The following is a 15,859-nucleotide window of genomic DNA, read 5'->3' as shown; positions in this document are numbered from 1 at the left end:
CACCGATGCCAATGAGACTCAACGACATCAACTCTGACGCATCCGAAGCCGCATTCGGATTCAAAGCAACCTCTGCCTCTCTGAAACCAGTTCATCTCTCCCAGGTCGTCTTTAGCAACGTCCTCGGCTCCACACACCAGTCGGAGGACCTATTCAAGTTCGTCGAGAAACCAGGGAAAACCCCTTCCAGCGACTTGGACGAAAAATACCACGACCTGTTCGAGTCCTCTCGTGATCTCAGCGACGAACAGATGGACAACCTCCGGTACAGGATGCGGAAGGTCCTAGACAACGACAACGCCCTGTACGCAAGTAGTCCACGGCACTCCGCGATGACCTCTATGAGCGACTGGTTCGTCGCCTACCGTCGAATAGGTGTAACACCTTCACAGTTCATCTACACCGTACTGGCCGAATCAGACAACGACATCAACCAGAAGCTAACCGACCAGCTTCAGGACCACCACGACGCCATCTCCCTCCTATTCCGGCCACTCGCCAAAGGTGGAGAGAAAGGCAACGTCACGGTATCACCTTGGGAAGAGCCGGTTCTCGGAGACGCATTCGGTGACGGAAAGATCACGGACGAGTTCGTCGTAGGCTTCGAAACTCTGTCGAAGCACCTGAAAGACTCCAACGGCGACTACGATCTGAATTACGCCCGTGACCTTCGCCGCACTATCAAATTCGGCGGATTCCTACTCTATGTCTACATGGCCAACCGGCACAACGAGATACGGGAAGACGGAGGCAAAGACGAACCCGTCCCACTCGTCCTGAACTACACCGGGAACAGGAACAACCCGGTAGCCGACGCCAGCCTCGAATCCTTCCGCGTCGTCGGATCAGAGATCCAGTTAGCCACCCGGCTCGGCGTCGAACACGTCCTCGACCTACAGGGCTACAAAGACTACAGCGAGGACGATGTCCTCCGAGAGATCGAGAACCACAATTTCCTGGAGTTGAACCGGAAGAAGGAGGACAAGATCGCACAGGACTACGAGAAGTTCGAACAGGTGTTCCGTGCCTCTCGGGATCCGGAAAAAGATACCACCTTCCACAGGCTGGTGGACGCTGTCAGCAACGTTATCCATGACTTTTCGAACCGGTTCGACACGTACACACCGCAGTCCACGGCCCAGACATTCGCCTGGCGTGCCGGGATACTCAAACCACGAGGAAACCGGGCGAACAAGCGCAGGTACCGACCTGACCCTGAGATGCTGGAACCCATCCTTATCTCCGTAATCGAACCCGGTGCGAGCATGTCCCTCCAAGACCTCTCAGAAGAACTCCGAGAGCGGTACGGAATCATCGTAGGCGGAACTGAACAGGACCGCAGCCACCTGGCCGAGTGGGACATCCGCCTCGGTGCCAGCGCATCAGAAAGTGACCCGCTGAACAACCAGAACTACGAGGGCTTCAAAGAAGCCGTATCCAGCCTTGGATACGCCGAGGAATACGCGGACGGCGTCACCATCGTCTCTGTTCCGGAGGAGAAAATATGAGCGAAAGTCCACAGACACAAGCCAACTCATACAAGAGCAACGAGGATCTGATTGGCAAAGCAATCGCGAACGAGACAGTCGAACAACTGACTGAGGAAAACATCGGGGTCATCATCGAATCTCCGCCTCGGTTCGACGCCGAGGAGTTCGTCGACATCCTCTGCAGTAACGCACGATACGATGTCGGCCTGGGTCTGGTTAGCATCGACGAAGCAGACATCGACGATCTCCAGTCACGGACTGAGGACTCCTCCGTCAGACTCACAGACAAAGTCAGTGTCGCAGTCAACTGGCGAAACGGCACCGACACCGGATTCGAATGGGAGGGACGTATCGAGCCAGAGAAACTGGTAATCCTGGTCCGGGGAGACCACGCCCGCCTGAACTCGATGAAAGACTTTGAGGGCATGGTCGACCTGCCTCTGGCAGAAATTACTCGAGAAATCACGGACCAGATGCAGGCCCAGGAACAGTTCGCCGACAGTCCCCCAGCAAAAGCCATCTGGGAAACCCTTGGATCCGACCTCTACGATAGATTCGAAATCCCTGCAGTAGCAGACTACGCAACCTCGACGCTCAAGGAATCAGAACAAGCCTCACTTGATGCTCTCGGAACTGAACTCTACAGACTGCGGCTGTTCAACGACCCAGGGCTCAACAACCCAGCCGAAATCCCGGACAGGCTTTCCGACAACCTGGACCTCGTTCTGCGAGTCTCTCACATGTCTAACAGGGATCGACGACGCCTCACTAATAGCGTCACCAAAGTCGACGACAGCGAAAGGGAAGAACGGGAAAAATTCGTAGCCAAGCTTCGACGGTTCGAACGAACAGGTGACTCGGAGATTCTCGCCGACCTGACGTACAACGAGGTTAAGGAGATCTTCTTCACCTCCGGCCAGTCCAGTCGGCGACGTTCAACCACCAGCACCCGTAGAGATGTCGAATCCGCCAGTGTGGAAGCAGTCTTCGACGACAACGACGAAGAACTGGAACGGCTTTCAGAAGAGTTCGACGACCAGTACCGAGAAGCCGTAGAGGAAGAAGAAAGCCGGGTCGATATGGAGTTCACCGGGGACGAACAGCTGGCCTTCGACGTCAACGACGACCTCTATTACTTCGTCGAACATTTCGTCACCGAGGACTTCTTCGGCGGCATCATACACAATCCAGAGGACAGACAGAGCGCGATCAAGAACTTCCAAGCCCTGAGAAGCGAGAATTTTCAGCCGCGAGGCGACGACAGCAGCTTCGAAAAACTCCGTAGAGTAGCCGAGAACAGCGGCAAGTTCGAGGACCTGGTTGAATCCATCGACCGATACGTAACAGCCCGCGGCGAACTTGTCGACGCCCTCCCCGGACTACTCTCCGCACCGCTCATCCGGCTTCTTGGGGACGAAGATCTGTTGGAATCGGCAGAAGAGTACATCGAGGCATACCGCGAAGTCCAGGACAAACTGGACAAGAAGTACCGAGAGATTCAGAACGTCAGCTCCGAAGGATCCTCCAAACTCCTCTCCGACTTCCTCCTATTTGATACCATCATCCTCGAATACGAAGACGACAGAGAACTCATCCTCTCCCCGCTGCACCCGCTCCACCTCTGGAAATACTCCGAACTGGCGCGGGAAATGAAGGACGAGAAGGAATCGCTGACCGAGGAGGAACGCAACTTCCTAATCAACAGCGTCGAAGAACAGCCGCACGTCCTCCGCAGTATCCATGTCGGCGGGAACTACAGACTGGCGGATGAGACCTACCTTGTACAGTCAGCTGAAATCGACAGGCTGCCAGTCTACACCCGGATTGAGAACGCAGCGGAAGGCACGAACTCCAAGTTCTACGACTACGTCCTCGACAAATTCACGTCAGCATACCCACCGTCCCGACGTCACCTCAAGATCAGCGTCATCGATCCCTTGGATCCGGTAGACCTGCTCTCTGATATCGCTGACCTGGCGGAGAATGAGGAAATCCAAGGCGCAACAGTGGAGTTCGCCTTCATCGAGGACGAAGAGAAACCTGTCCTCAACGGTACTGCCTCATCCAGCGTCTCTGAGGACATCATCAACCTGTTCGGCCCTGACAACGACTCTGGCAAGTTCGAGATTGTTACAACCGAACACCCCAGTTACGACTCATACGCTGAGGATCTGAAGGGTGACCCACAGCACTTCATTCTGATCAACGACCAGAGCGACTTCAGCATCCAAACCTTCGAACGAGACGCCGAGACCACAATCCACCCACTGTACGTCCCGAAAGAGTTCGACTACGACCTGCTCGAGGACAAGATCAACATCTCGCCGTCGAAGGAGGGGGTCCTCTTCTCCGAGTATCAGGACTTGATCAACCAGCTGTATAACCAGCGGCAGGCTGTCCACAACGCCGAGGTCAACGAACTCAACGTCGAAAAGGAGACTATCGACGAGCTCCTCGACTCCGCGATTTGGGTCTCCATCTCCTCACCGCCGATGAACGGCAACCCGTTCTGGAAGGACAACCTGATCTCCAGGGAACGACGCGGCGAACGCGACTTCGCCACGTACTCGGAGGACATAGACTACTTCCGACGAGTCCTCCGCCGTATCATCAACGAATACCGCCTAGCTCCTGACGACACCGACCTGGAGGAGATCGCGGAGAGAATAGCCGACCTGCAGCAAAGCGGTCTTCTCCGCCTGATAACCCGGGAAACCCTCGGCAGCGGAAAATCCCGGAATACGAAAGGCCTGCTTGGCTCGATCATCGCAGTCCAGTGGCTTCAGCAGACACTGGCCGACCCCAAGCTGATCTTCTCTATCGACAACCCACGTACCCGGGAATGGCTGAACCTGGGAGACAGCGAGAGCCGGGCTGACATCCTCACCGTCCAGTTCGACGACGACGGCGGCCTCATCCTCGACATCATTGAAATCAAGACTCTGGAAGAAACCAGCAGCGCCTACACCGTCAAAGACGAAGGCGGTACCAAGGTCGTCGAAGGAAGTGCCGTCGACCAAGTCTTCGAGACGACAGACACGATCCGCGGCCTGTTCACCGGCGACAAAAACCTCACTACGTCGCCCCGGAAAGAGGCTCTCCGCGAACAACTGTACTACGAGCTGACCTCCGCAGAAGGCATGGAGGGCAAGCAGGAGTGGGCAGACAGGATTAACGACGTATTCAACGGGGATGCTCAAATCGAGATCAACCCGAGGATCGTCTCGGTGGAAGTCACCAGCGAAGCCACGTCGGACGAACGAATCGACGGCGTAACTCCGAACGCCCAGTCCATCAGGGTTGACAAGCTTCCTCGCCAGTCGATTAAGCGGCTGATCGTCAGTGGCATCGAGGACCGGGAAGACCAGGAGCCAGAACAGGATACCGAAAAAGAAGCTGTGGAAGCAGAGGAAACGGACGACTTCGACGAAGCTGAGACAGAAGATGACGAAGAGAAAGCCGGCGGAGAAGAGGAAGACACCGTCAGTGACGACGAGGAGACAGATGTCGACACGGAATCTGCTGACCGATTCGGTGACCCCGAAGAATACACCGACCTGGTAGAAACTCTGAAACGGGTTCTCAACGATTTCAAGATCAAGATCCGGAACATCGACCCCGACGATATCGAGGTCGGGCCAAACGTCGTTCGCTTCAAAATCCGGCTGGCACCAGGCGAGAAACAGAGCTCCTTGGAGCAACGGACACAGGATATAGCCCGGGAAATGGCGTTCGAGAAAGAACCGATCGTCCAGCGACTGCCTGGAACTGAATACATTGCCCTGGACGTTCCCCGGGAGAACAACGTCGTGGTCCCTCTACGCGACTACAGGGACCGGTACAAGCCGTCCGACGACATCGAGACGGCCTCACTACCCTTCTTGGCAGGAGTCACACCAGACGGCATTGTCCACCGCTCGGATCTCTCTGAAGCACCGCATATGCTGGTCGGTGGAGCAACAGGCAGCGGGAAAACTGTGTTCCTGTACTCCCTGATTTTGAACTTCATAGAGCAGAAAGGCGAGGACAACGTTGAGTTCGCCCTGGTCGACCCGAAGGAGACTGACTTCATCTTCTTCGATTCCCTGCCGAACCTTTCCAACGGCGAAGTGATTACCGACGCCGAAGACGCTGCCAATCTGTTTGAGTGGCTGGTCGAGGACGAAATCCCGCGTAGGAAACAACTGCTGCGGGAAAGCGTCTGCCGGGACATCGGAGAATACAACGAGCAGAATCCGGACGACCAGATGAAGCCTATCGTTGTCATCATCGACGAATACAGCGACCTTCTCCAGCAGCTCGGGGAGGACGCTGATGATACCGAGGACAACGTCCGGCGTATCGCCCAGATCGCACGGGCACAGGGCGTCCATCTCGTCATCTCCACCCAGCGACCTTCCCACGAGGCGATCGACACGGACCTCCGTGCCAACCTAGATACCCGAGTGGCTTTCCGACTCCCGAAACAATCCGATTCCCGGATCCTGATCGACGAAGGGGGAGCTGAAGAACTCGGAGGTGACGGCGACATGCTACTGAAAGAAGCAGACAGAACCACCCGTCTCCAAGGCCTCTACGTGGACTCCGATGACATCCGCGAACTCATCAACCAGTACCGGTAGTCCGAGGTATTTGCCTCCCAAAATGATTTCACCCGTCTAAACCACAATAAAGTCGAGAAACATGACTTCATCTACAGGCGGAACGGAATACATAGTAGACCAGTTAGCGGCGATTAGCGGTGTATTGAAAGACGATATCCACGTCAGCGATGACACCGTGACCACGTACGTCCCTACAAACCAACTAGAACAAGCTGAACAACTGGAGAATATCGAAGTAGATGTCCTTGAAGAGCACGAACATGAATACCTGATCTCTGCTAAAGCCAGTCAGTAATATACCGCAGATTACTTTTTCACGTCAAAGTCTGTCACAAGATCCGGCATTCTGTCTGTCCCACCTTGCGTATCGAATTGGCCTGCTGTCAAATCGGGGAGGACGAAGATCCGGATTTGCCCGTCGCCGCCAATAATTCGTGAGTCGTCTATTTCGTAGACTCGGACGTCGTTAGTGTAGGTCTCACCGGTATAAGGATCGTACGTAGTGACGATGAGCCTGCCGCCAGATACGTCTGCCACTTCTTCCGCAGCAGATGAGATTTCTTCGAAGGTCGGGCGGTCTCCGGATTCAGCCAGTCGTTCTATCCAGTCAGTTTCGTTGTCTTTTGCCCGTTCAAACCAACTCCGGGCCATACCTGAGTAATCACGCCTATTAATAAATAGGTCTTCGCTCTCGCATCCAACTGCTTGGTAAGAGTGCCAATGAAGAGCCGGTCAGCGTCGCATATCGGGAGATCCACCTCAAACGACAGCCAGCGTTTTTGTGTTCAAATTCTTGACGCGTTCTATAAGGAATCCGCCAGTAATTCAGATATCGAACTTCCGAATGACCCGCTCTGTTGGACGACCGTCACTCACCCGCCAGAGTCCCTGTGGCCAGAACGACTCTTCGTAGCCGAGTAACCGATTGACCGTTTCGGGTTCCACATCAATAGAGTCGTCGTACCCCTCTACGACATAGATGTCAAGGGCCGGGCCACCGTCCCAATACTCGTCACGGACGTGTTCCGTGTGGGCCATCGACCCGACACGCCCAGTCGCAGTGTACTGACTCATCACGTTGCGGTAGATCAGGAGCGGGTCACCACGCTCCATACATTTGAGATCCCGTCGGTTGCGCTCCCAAGACCCCTGTTCCTGATCCGTCCGAATTCCCCATACGCGGGCACGTTCCGGGAATGAATCGGGACGGTTGTCCCAATCCGACAGGTCGATTGGTTCAGCGAGTGTCCGCTGAAAGGACGGTTCGTCAACAGGCACGAGCCACAAGGTCATGCGCCACTCATGACACCGCAGTAACTAAGTCGGTAGGGAGAAGCGTCGCTTTGACACCGGAACGGGCCACACTGCTCTCCTCCGTTCAGTTGACCCGAAATTTATTGTTGAGCGGCTTCTGAAGGGTGTGCATGGGGCGAGATAACAAGGATCGCTATGGCTATCGACACCGGAAGGACCAAGCCTATGATGTTGGTGATGCGAAACCGGGCGAGGTCGGTGATAGTCAGGGTACTTTCCACGATCGAGCGCGACAAGACCAGAACGTTATCGTTGGTGACAAGGTACAGTCGATCGAATCGAACCGCCGATCTACCACGGAAGTCGATAACAAGAATCAGCAGCAAAAACAGCCCAGTACGAGTGGCGACCGCATCTCACAGGACGAAGCGGTGGGGACTACCGTTACTGTACAGATTGAGGACTACGGCGGGACGTTAGACACTATTGCACAGTACAAAAATCACCAAGTTCACGTTGAGGGTGGAACTCCTGGTGAAAAGCGGCGTATCAACCTCAAGAAGGGGGACGGATACCTCATCGGGGAACCAGTTAAACTCCGAGAATAAACTCGGAGTTACTTCGCCCCAATCTGCGCGTCAGTCGAAGAATTAGTTGTGGTTTTTCAAGCAATCCCGCTCACGTAAGTGGTCATATAGTGCCCGATAGATATGGGCACATGATTCACCTTCTGTCCTGTGTTCACTTGTCGCTCCGAGTGTCCCAAAGTCACCAATCACTACGAGCCGCTTTTTTGCCCGAGTCAAGGCGACATTGAGACGACGTTTACCCTCATCAGGGAAGGCCAAGAACCCGCTGGCGTGGGCTTCATTACTTCGAACGAATGAAACGATGATCGCCTCACGTTCAGCACCTTGGAAGCTGTCGATCGTATCGATCTCAATCTTCTCCGGGTCCTCGACATCCTCGTTTCGTAACGCGTCAGTGGTTTCACCAATTTGGGCGGAATATGCCGTGATAATCCCGATATCGGAGGAGTCGACATCGTGCATCTGTAAGAGTCGCGCCTGTTGGGCGACCAGTTCAGCTTCATCGGGATTGTACCGTGATTTGGTCTCATCACGTATTTGTTCAGTACTCTGGACATGGTGCCCCACCATCGGTTTGAGATCGGTGATCTGCCACCTTTGATTGTCATTCCCATGCTCCAGTTGACCATCATAGAACTGGGCGCTGGGGAATGCCGCGATATCCTTGTGCATCCGGTACTGCCGGATCAGCCGAGTCGATACCTGCTCACCGTAGACGCGTTGGAAATGTTCGAACAGCGAGATATGCATATCCTCTTCACGAGCGGTTTCATCTGAACAGAAGGGTGGCAACTGCTTGTGATCGCCTGCCAACACAAGGTTCTCACCCCGCAGTAGCGGAATGAACGTTGCTGGTTGGTCGGCTTGGGTCGCCTCATCAATGATCACAAGATCGAATTCATCGACATCGAGTTCCGCCGCAGCGCTCGTCGTCGCACCGACGACGTCCGCACGAGTAGGATCGACACTCTGGTAATACTGTTGGACGACCGGATCCTCGGAATGATGTCCGACACGAGCCATCGTTATCTCGCGTTCGTCCATCACGAAGGCATGGAGACTGGAATCCTCTGGCTCGTCCACCGTACTGGATCCACTGAGCAGATTGTCAATGGCCTGATTTGAATGAGCGCAGGCCAGAACCCGGTCACCACGGGCAACTGCCAGTTCAATAGCTGCTGTCAAGGTCCGCGTCTTCCCGGTCCCGGGCGGGCCATGGATACAACACAGCGTTGGTTCACCCAGCGCTCGACCAACCGCTTCTCGCTGCTGTTGATTTAACGCCCCGGCATAGAACGATCCGACGTCACGTGGATGCTCAACCAAGGCTGTATCGCCCATCACTAAGCTATCCGCTGTGGTAGTTGACTGTACCTTTGTGATGGCCTCTTGCTTCCGGTCGTAGGGTGTAGGCGTAAGTAAGTCAACGAGATGGTAGGCAGTGCTATCGTTGGTCAGTGCTGTTTGGAGTTCTGATTCACGGTACGACTGGTCGGGGTCAGGCGAGATACCGATAGTCTGGTCATCGACGAATGTCACTTCAGCCTCCATAGGTAGACCTAGTATGTCGGCATCAGCACCGACGATCACTTTTTGCCGTGGATAGATCCCGAACCGTGTTGCCAAATCATCGGGCTCATGTTCATATTCAGGGACGGGCCGCTCAAACACAAACTGCAGATCATAGTGTGGGTGGGACTGGCGTCCAAGCGGCATCAGGTCTAGTATCAAGTCTTCTCTGTACTTTAGCTGGGCTAATGGTATTTCTTCGTAGCGACGCCACGCTTCATCTCGGGCCGACTGTCGTTCCCGCTCAACGAAACCCTTCAAACCATGATAGAATAAGGTTCGCTCGTCTTCCGGTACCGGTGCCGTAGCCGTATACGTGACTTTATCGGGGTGGTGGGAAAGTACAGGCGGTACCTGAATATCAGCATCCAAAGTATCCGTACCGACTTCCTTCCCGACCAGCGCGTCAAGACATGAGTAATGATCCGCGATTTCTGTTAGGGAGTCACCACAGACACGGCAGTTGTCGGCCACGAACAGATCCAGTTCGTGATCCGTTTCAAGATGAGTGATAAAATCATCCCGAGCACCCGTGACCTCGTTACAAATAGGGCAGCGCCACGTCGGTTGCTGTCGAAAATTGATATCGGAGTCGGCAGATGCGGCAAGGCATGGATAATGGAGGGTAACTTGGCCATCGTCAATTGTCTCACCGCAAATGTGACATTTGCCATGAATGTCTTGTATCTGGGATAGATGATCCCCTGAGATGTGCCGCTGGAGGACCTGCGGGTTCAGGACCGAGACATCGCACAGAAAGCAGTCATCAATCCGTAGATCATAGAGTCGTGCCGCATCCGGCCCATGAACATCATCTTGACAGAGTATGTGTTGCTTGAGAGCACCGAATGAGAGAGTCTGGTCACAACCTGGACAGTTGGACTGGAACCCGTTTGCCTCAAAATGATCTAGCCAAATATGCCATTCCAAGGCCCCTTCGTGAGACATTTGCTCTTCGCAGTAGGGACACGTATACCTGTTGTCGCCATCATTCGAAAGAGCAAGGTGCTGGATTAAACAGTCAAGATGACCAGTAAACCGGTTCTCATCGTTAGGGATCTCACCACACACTCTACAAGAAAGATCACCGCCAAGCACCTCTTTCTGAACAGTACCAGCGTGTGACCGGACGTGGTTGGATATGTGGTCTAGGGTGAGCGACTCACCGCAGACCGGACACAACGAATTATCGGTTGATATTCCTGTCCAGACTGTCCCGGGGTCAACTTCAGTCAAACACGCGAGGTGATAAAGTACATTGTCCTCAGTAAGCGGGTAATCACATGAAGGGCACCCCTCTCCCGAAAATTCTGTATTTTCAATATGTTCCGACCAAAAATGATCAGCAAACATTGACCACAACGCAAAGGATGACTCACAGTCCGGACAAACCACAACTGGCATTACACAATCAAGCACACCCCTCCGCATCAAGATGTTGATTTGGAGAAACTCTCGGACAGATACGCTATGTACTCCAACGTTCAGCCCAGTTCTGAACTATCCAGCACTGTCTGGAGATTATAAATGCCTTCGCTACTCTGGTCGACCTACTTTTCTTTAGATTGTTCATCAGAGAGTTCAACAATTTTGATTTCGACATCTTGTTGGTGACTAAGCGAGAGGTCGTGATCGGCAAGTACATCTGAGTTCACCCGGAACAGGACAAGATCTTCCTGCCGAAGAACGGTGCTGGAGATTGTGTTCCCGTCGTCTGAATCTATTTGGTCGGGGAGGCTGCTGATGCCTGCTTCAATATCGTCGATTCGACCCTCTAACGTGTCGATTCCGCTCGCGACCGTCTCCTCCGTCGGGATCGTATCCCTGATATCGTCCAGTGCGGCTTCAAGCGCATCCAGTCGTTCGGTGATGTCCGTCAAGAGTTCCGTATCAATCGACGGTGGTTGATTCGAATCCTCGGCATTGGAATGGACTCCAGGCGATTCCTGTTCTTCCTCTCCACTCGCTGATTCATCGCTTGGTGGCTGTTGGATTGACTGTATCGACTCATAACGGTCTTTGAATTGGGTAATTTCGACGCCCTCTGCCGACAGTTCTGGGGATTGCCGTGTCATGGAGACCGTTGGGAGCTCATCGATAGGGCGGTCGATCAGGAGGCGAGAGCCACTCTGCTGGTAATTTCGCCGCCGAATTCTGCTTGCGGTCCCGTCATCCACCCAATGTGGGGCCGGCCAGTCACCGTCATCATAGAGGACGTGGGCCTGTGTATCGTCGTTGCTCCAGTGAAACAGATTATCGAAGTTCGCCCCGATTTCCTTGCCGTGCTCCGGTCGGACGTGTTTTAGAATCAGGTGCCGAGGAAGATTTTCTTCAACGGTGTTGATGAATTGTTGCTTGGTCGGGTGGTTTGCGAGTTCGGCGTAGTGCGTGGTACACTCACCATCATCAACAGCCTCTACGCCTGAGGTCGTGAGCTGGACGAAGACGGCGTCTGGATCGTCCTTGATTACCCCGTAAAGACGGGCGATGCTTCCTTGTGTCGGAGCCTCGGGCCCAGCGAAAGTGATCGCACCGGAGGCAAGTACCTCGTCAGTGTGCTCGAACTGAGGATGGGCAGAGACGAAGGGGACATCGTAATCGAGCGTAGTGTAGAGCTTCGCCGCTTGGCCAGCGAGGTGGATCGGAAGTTGACGGTCAATCTCGTCGAGGACATGTCCAAGGAGGTATGCCATGTGAACTCCGGTCAGGGCACTTGCCGCGACAAGTGTCGTGGCACCACTGAGTCCCCGTTCGAGGAGGACTTCGAGTGCATCGTTGAGCTTGTCTTCGAAGTGTGGCGAAGTAGCGGCGTTCGCGATCATAATATCAATGTCGATCGATTCGGGGATCGTTAAGCTAGGATACCCCCCGACTGGACGAGTTGTGAAGTCACCCGTTGTGAGTATTGTCACGGTTTCATTGTTCTGTAGATCATCGATTCGGAAGAGAAAGCCGGCTGCGCCTAGCGTGTGCCCTGCAGGCACCGGGAGGACAAACACGCCATCATTGAGGGGCGTCCAAGTATCGATCGGAGTCAGTGCTTCTGTGATGTGAGTGACGTCGCCGAGGTCTTGATACCGATCGGCCTCAGTGTAGACATCTTCAAACATGGTCGCCGTTCCAGGTGACGTATAGAGTTGCGTATCGGAAGCTGTCGAGAGAATTTGACTGAGGCTTGCATAGTGGTCAGTATGGGAATGCGTTAGGAAGACGCCGTCCAACTCGTCATCCGTGTCCAAAAACGCTGCAGGGGAGACACTCTCGCCAGCATCAATAAGATAGCTGTAGGTATCGTCATCCCGTGTAGATACATGCAGGATTGTTGATTCGTGGCCTGCGAGAGGATTCGTGTGTTGAAACGAGATCTCCATTCGTTTCAGAGGTGTTTGCGACCTCCCTAAAATTAGGTGGTTGAGAAATTTCAGCAGCTACCAATGTAAGGTGTCAATCCCCCTCATTCATGAATTCCTCGAAGGTTTCGGGGACCTCCTCCTCGTCCTCCGTCTGTTCTTCGTAGTCAAGTGAGTCGGCTTCGAGAATTCCCAGAAAGACCGGCCCCTCATCGGAGACGGTGATCATGTGGTCGGCATCATTAATGATGATGCGACCGCCGCCGCGAAGGCGGTGGACGTACTCAGCCACTTCTTCGACTTCCGGGGTCGTGATATACTGACGGCCATCGGCTGTGTCTCGAAACGGGCGCCCCTGAGTGTCGACGCTCACAGTCCGCCCACGACGAGGCCCCTCATATGGATCCCCACGTTCGAGGTCGGCCGGATCGGGAATCTCCGGTTGTTGATACGCAGAGACGTCCGGTTCGTGCTCCTTCGAAGGGCCCTCCAGTTCGCCTTTGATGATTTCGTCGCTGGTCTCCCACTTGTAGTAGTGATGGGTGCCGCCGATTTCGGCTTCCCAGTCGACTTCCTCGAAGATTCGTTCGTCAACTGTATCCTGGGCATAGAGCACGTACAGCGTCGAGGGCTTGTCCGGATCGTGGCCGGTTCGCAGGATGCGCCCGAGTGTCTGGATGCGATCACGGACGTTTCCAGACGAGACACGAATGATCCCAACGTCTGCCGAGGGGACGTCAACCCCTTCCTTGAGAGCCTGGACACTCAGCATCACGTTCGCAAACCCTTCGTCCCGGAACCATTCGATACCCCACTCGTTCCACTCCGAATTGCGGTGCCCGGAGTGGTACATCACGGGTGCGTAATCGCGACGGAAAAACAGGTTTTCGAGGTCGCGATTGATATCGTCGAGTTCGTCCTCGTACTGCTGGTAGAGACTCGCCCGTTCGCTCTCCTTCGAGCCATACTTGCCCGTTTGGGTCTTCTCATCCCGCTGATCATACGGGGCGACCATCTGCTCTAAGTGTTTGATTCGTTCCTGGAACACGATCGTCTTCTTGTCCTCTTCAATTGCGTCCTCGAGGAGACGGTGCGTGATCGCTTGTCGGGAAACCGCCTCGGCGATCAGCTCGCGCCGTCGTTTCGTGTACTCGAAGAAGTCGGCAATCGCCGGCGTCGGCGAGTCCGTCGACTCGCGAATCGTCTGCAGGTTCTGTGAATAGTTTCCCCGCAATTCGGAGAGTCGGTGGCCATGGCGCGCTTCGATATCCCGAACAGCGGATGACACCTTCTTCGAGAACTGTTCGTAGGTGTGACGTTCGGCCGGCGTTAGCTCGAAGCCGACGTAGTTGATGGTGAACTCGGAGATGAGGCCGCGGTCAACCCCCTCGTCGTAACTCAGCCTGTAGAAAAGCGAGCCCAAGTTCTCGAGGAGGAACTCGTCGTCGTCGGTGAGTTCGTCGTTCTCCGGATCGATCGTCGACAGTGGTGTCGCAGACAGCCCCATCGTCGCTGTGTTGGGATATTCGAGGACTTTCGAGTGGACGTCTCCCGTATACCGGTGGCACTCATCGGCGACCAAGAGGTGCTCATCAGTATCGGCAGCGTCGAGCGACCGGGCCAGGAAACCGTCCTTGACCGCGGAGTTGACGATGCTCACGATGATGCGACGGTCACTATGATCGTCTTTGTGGCCTCCTCCCGCCCAGCCGATTTCCGACGGAGGGACGTTCAATTTCTCGAGGAACTCGCGGAGCCACTGGTGCATTAACACCTTCGTCGGCACAACAACCGTGACGACGCCGTCGGGATGCTTGTCCAGCCACTCGTCGATGGCACCAAGCGCCATCACCGTTTTACCGGCCCCAGTCACCACCTGCGCGATACCGCGTTCAGATGGGCTGGCCTCATTGTCGAACCACGTGTCAATCGCTTCAGACTGCCAGTCGTAAAGCGAAAATCCAGCAGGGAACGTGTACGGTTCTCTCTCCTCGTCAAACGCATTTCTGACGTCCCGGCGGGAGATGCCGGGGCTCGCCGCTGAGAGGAGGTCCTTGGCTTCCGCCTCGGTCTCGGCAGCGAGGATGTCCTCGAGTGTCTCGGCATAGAGTCCAGCGAGATCGCGGCCGTCGATATCATCGAATTTCGCTTTGATTTGTTCGCTGAGGGTGTCTCGAATGCGTTCATCCTCCTGGTATTCTTCGGACAGATGAATCTGGGGATGAGCCACGTCGCTCTCACGCGACGTCTCACGAACATAGTCGTCGAGGAAGCGGTTGTACAGGCTGCGGTGCCGTCCCCACCCCCCGGATTCCCGGTACATGTAGTACTTTACGAGCGCCTGTTTGATGTCAGCAGCTGGGACATCGAACGTCGGGCCCCGATGATGGATCCACCGTTCGAGGTTGTGGAAGATGTCGACATCCCGCCACCGACCCTCGTAGGTGCTCGATCTAGGGCCAGGAACGTAGCCGTCATCGGTTTCTTGGAGCGCACCGAGCTGGGTCAACAGTTCCGGATAACCGCGTATCCCAGCATCGTTGTACTCGTATCCAAACTCGTCGGTCAGCCGTTCACGAATCTCTCCCGCTTGTAACGGCCGATCAGCGTGTCGAACGACGTAATGCGCATCCTGGAGCCCTTCAATTCCTTCTGGATAATTGCCTTGGAGAACCCAGCTCTGTTTGATACCACGCCAGAGGAACTCCGCATACTCGATATCGCCGTCGTGGAACCGGCGCGCGAACTCCCAGACGGTGATCTTATCGTCGTGTTCTCTGAGGACACCCATCTGGATGAACGTCGAAAGCGTTCGTTCGATGTAACTCGGCGAATACCGACTGCCGTCGGGTTTCCGCAAGCGCTCACGACAGCGCTCCTCGAACTGATCTCGAGTGAGTTCGTCGTCGTTCTCGATAGCGATCTCTACCAGTGTCGGCACCCATTCCGGTCCGCGTTCAATCCCGAAGATCGGTGTTGGAAAACGCCGTCCCATGATGTTA

General features: G+C 54.8%; 9 protein-coding genes. 4 read left to right on the top strand and 5 right to left on the bottom strand.

The window, feature by feature from the left end; all coding sequences use genetic code 11:
* The first annotated feature begins 11 nt into the window (after positions 1-11).
* The 3 genes from AArcCO_RS00220 (at position 12) to AArcCO_RS00210 (ending at position 6,389) form a co-directional block, all read left to right on the top strand.
* Positions 12-1,508 (top strand): hypothetical protein, encoded by a 1,497-nt coding sequence (locus AArcCO_RS00220; RefSeq protein ID WP_259532893.1) that lies wholly within the window; start codon positions 12-14, stop codon positions 1,506-1,508.
* Positions 1,505-6,112 carry a DNA translocase FtsK gene (locus tag AArcCO_RS00215; RefSeq protein WP_259532892.1) on the top strand — a complete coding sequence of 1,536 codons (4,608 nt, stop codon included), beginning with the start codon at positions 1,505-1,507 and terminating at the stop codon, positions 6,110-6,112. The genes AArcCO_RS00220 and AArcCO_RS00215 overlap by 4 nt, the downstream gene beginning before the upstream one ends.
* A 61-nt stretch (positions 6,113-6,173) precedes the next feature.
* The gene (locus tag AArcCO_RS00210; protein WP_259532891.1) at positions 6,174-6,389 is read left to right on the top strand and encodes a hypothetical protein; all 216 of its coding nucleotides are present in this window, start codon (positions 6,174-6,176) and stop codon (positions 6,387-6,389) included.
* Between the two features lie 11 nt (positions 6,390-6,400).
* On the opposite strand, the gene AArcCO_RS00205 is transcribed toward AArcCO_RS00210, so the two are convergent.
* The gene (locus tag AArcCO_RS00205) at positions 6,401-6,745 is read right to left on the bottom strand and encodes a hypothetical protein (protein WP_259532890.1); all 345 of its coding nucleotides are present in this window, start codon (positions 6,743-6,745) and stop codon (positions 6,401-6,403) included.
* A 174-nt stretch (positions 6,746-6,919) separates the two neighbouring features.
* A complete protein-coding gene (locus tag AArcCO_RS00200) occupies positions 6,920-7,207 on the bottom strand; it encodes a hypothetical protein (protein WP_259532889.1) in 288 nt (95 codons plus the stop codon).
* Positions 7,208-7,518: 311 nt separating this feature from the next.
* Here AArcCO_RS00200 and AArcCO_RS00195 point away from each other — a divergent pair, with 311 nt between their 5' ends.
* Positions 7,519-7,956: a hypothetical protein gene (locus tag AArcCO_RS00195; protein ID WP_259532888.1), complete on the top strand. Its 438-nt coding sequence runs from the start codon at positions 7,519-7,521 to the stop codon at positions 7,954-7,956.
* A gap of 42 nt (positions 7,957-7,998) precedes the next feature.
* Here AArcCO_RS00195 and AArcCO_RS00190 read toward each other — a convergent pair whose 3' ends face one another.
* The 3 genes from AArcCO_RS00190 to AArcCO_RS00180 all read right to left on the bottom strand — a co-directional run bounded on the left by AArcCO_RS00190 (position 7,999) and on the right by AArcCO_RS00180 (position 15,798).
* Entirely contained in the window at positions 7,999-10,455 is a 2,457-nt protein-coding gene (locus AArcCO_RS00190; RefSeq protein WP_259532887.1) for a DEAD/DEAH box helicase, read from the bottom strand.
* A 602-nt stretch (positions 10,456-11,057) separates the two neighbouring features.
* A complete protein-coding gene (locus AArcCO_RS00185) occupies positions 11,058-12,878 on the bottom strand; it encodes an MBL fold metallo-hydrolase (RefSeq protein WP_259532886.1) in 1,821 nt (606 codons plus the stop codon).
* 73 nt (positions 12,879-12,951) lie between these two features.
* Entirely contained in the window at positions 12,952-15,798 is a 2,847-nt protein-coding gene (locus tag AArcCO_RS00180; protein WP_259532885.1) for a DEAD/DEAH box helicase, read from the bottom strand.
* Positions 15,799-15,859 lie beyond the last annotated feature (61 nt).

Source organism: Halalkaliarchaeum sp. AArc-CO (assembly GCF_024972735.1).
GTDB lineage: Archaea > Halobacteriota > Halobacteria > Halobacteriales > Haloferacaceae > Halalkaliarchaeum.
The sequence above is the reverse complement of the archived record's forward strand: the minus strand, read 5'-3'. Positions and strand labels throughout refer to the sequence as shown.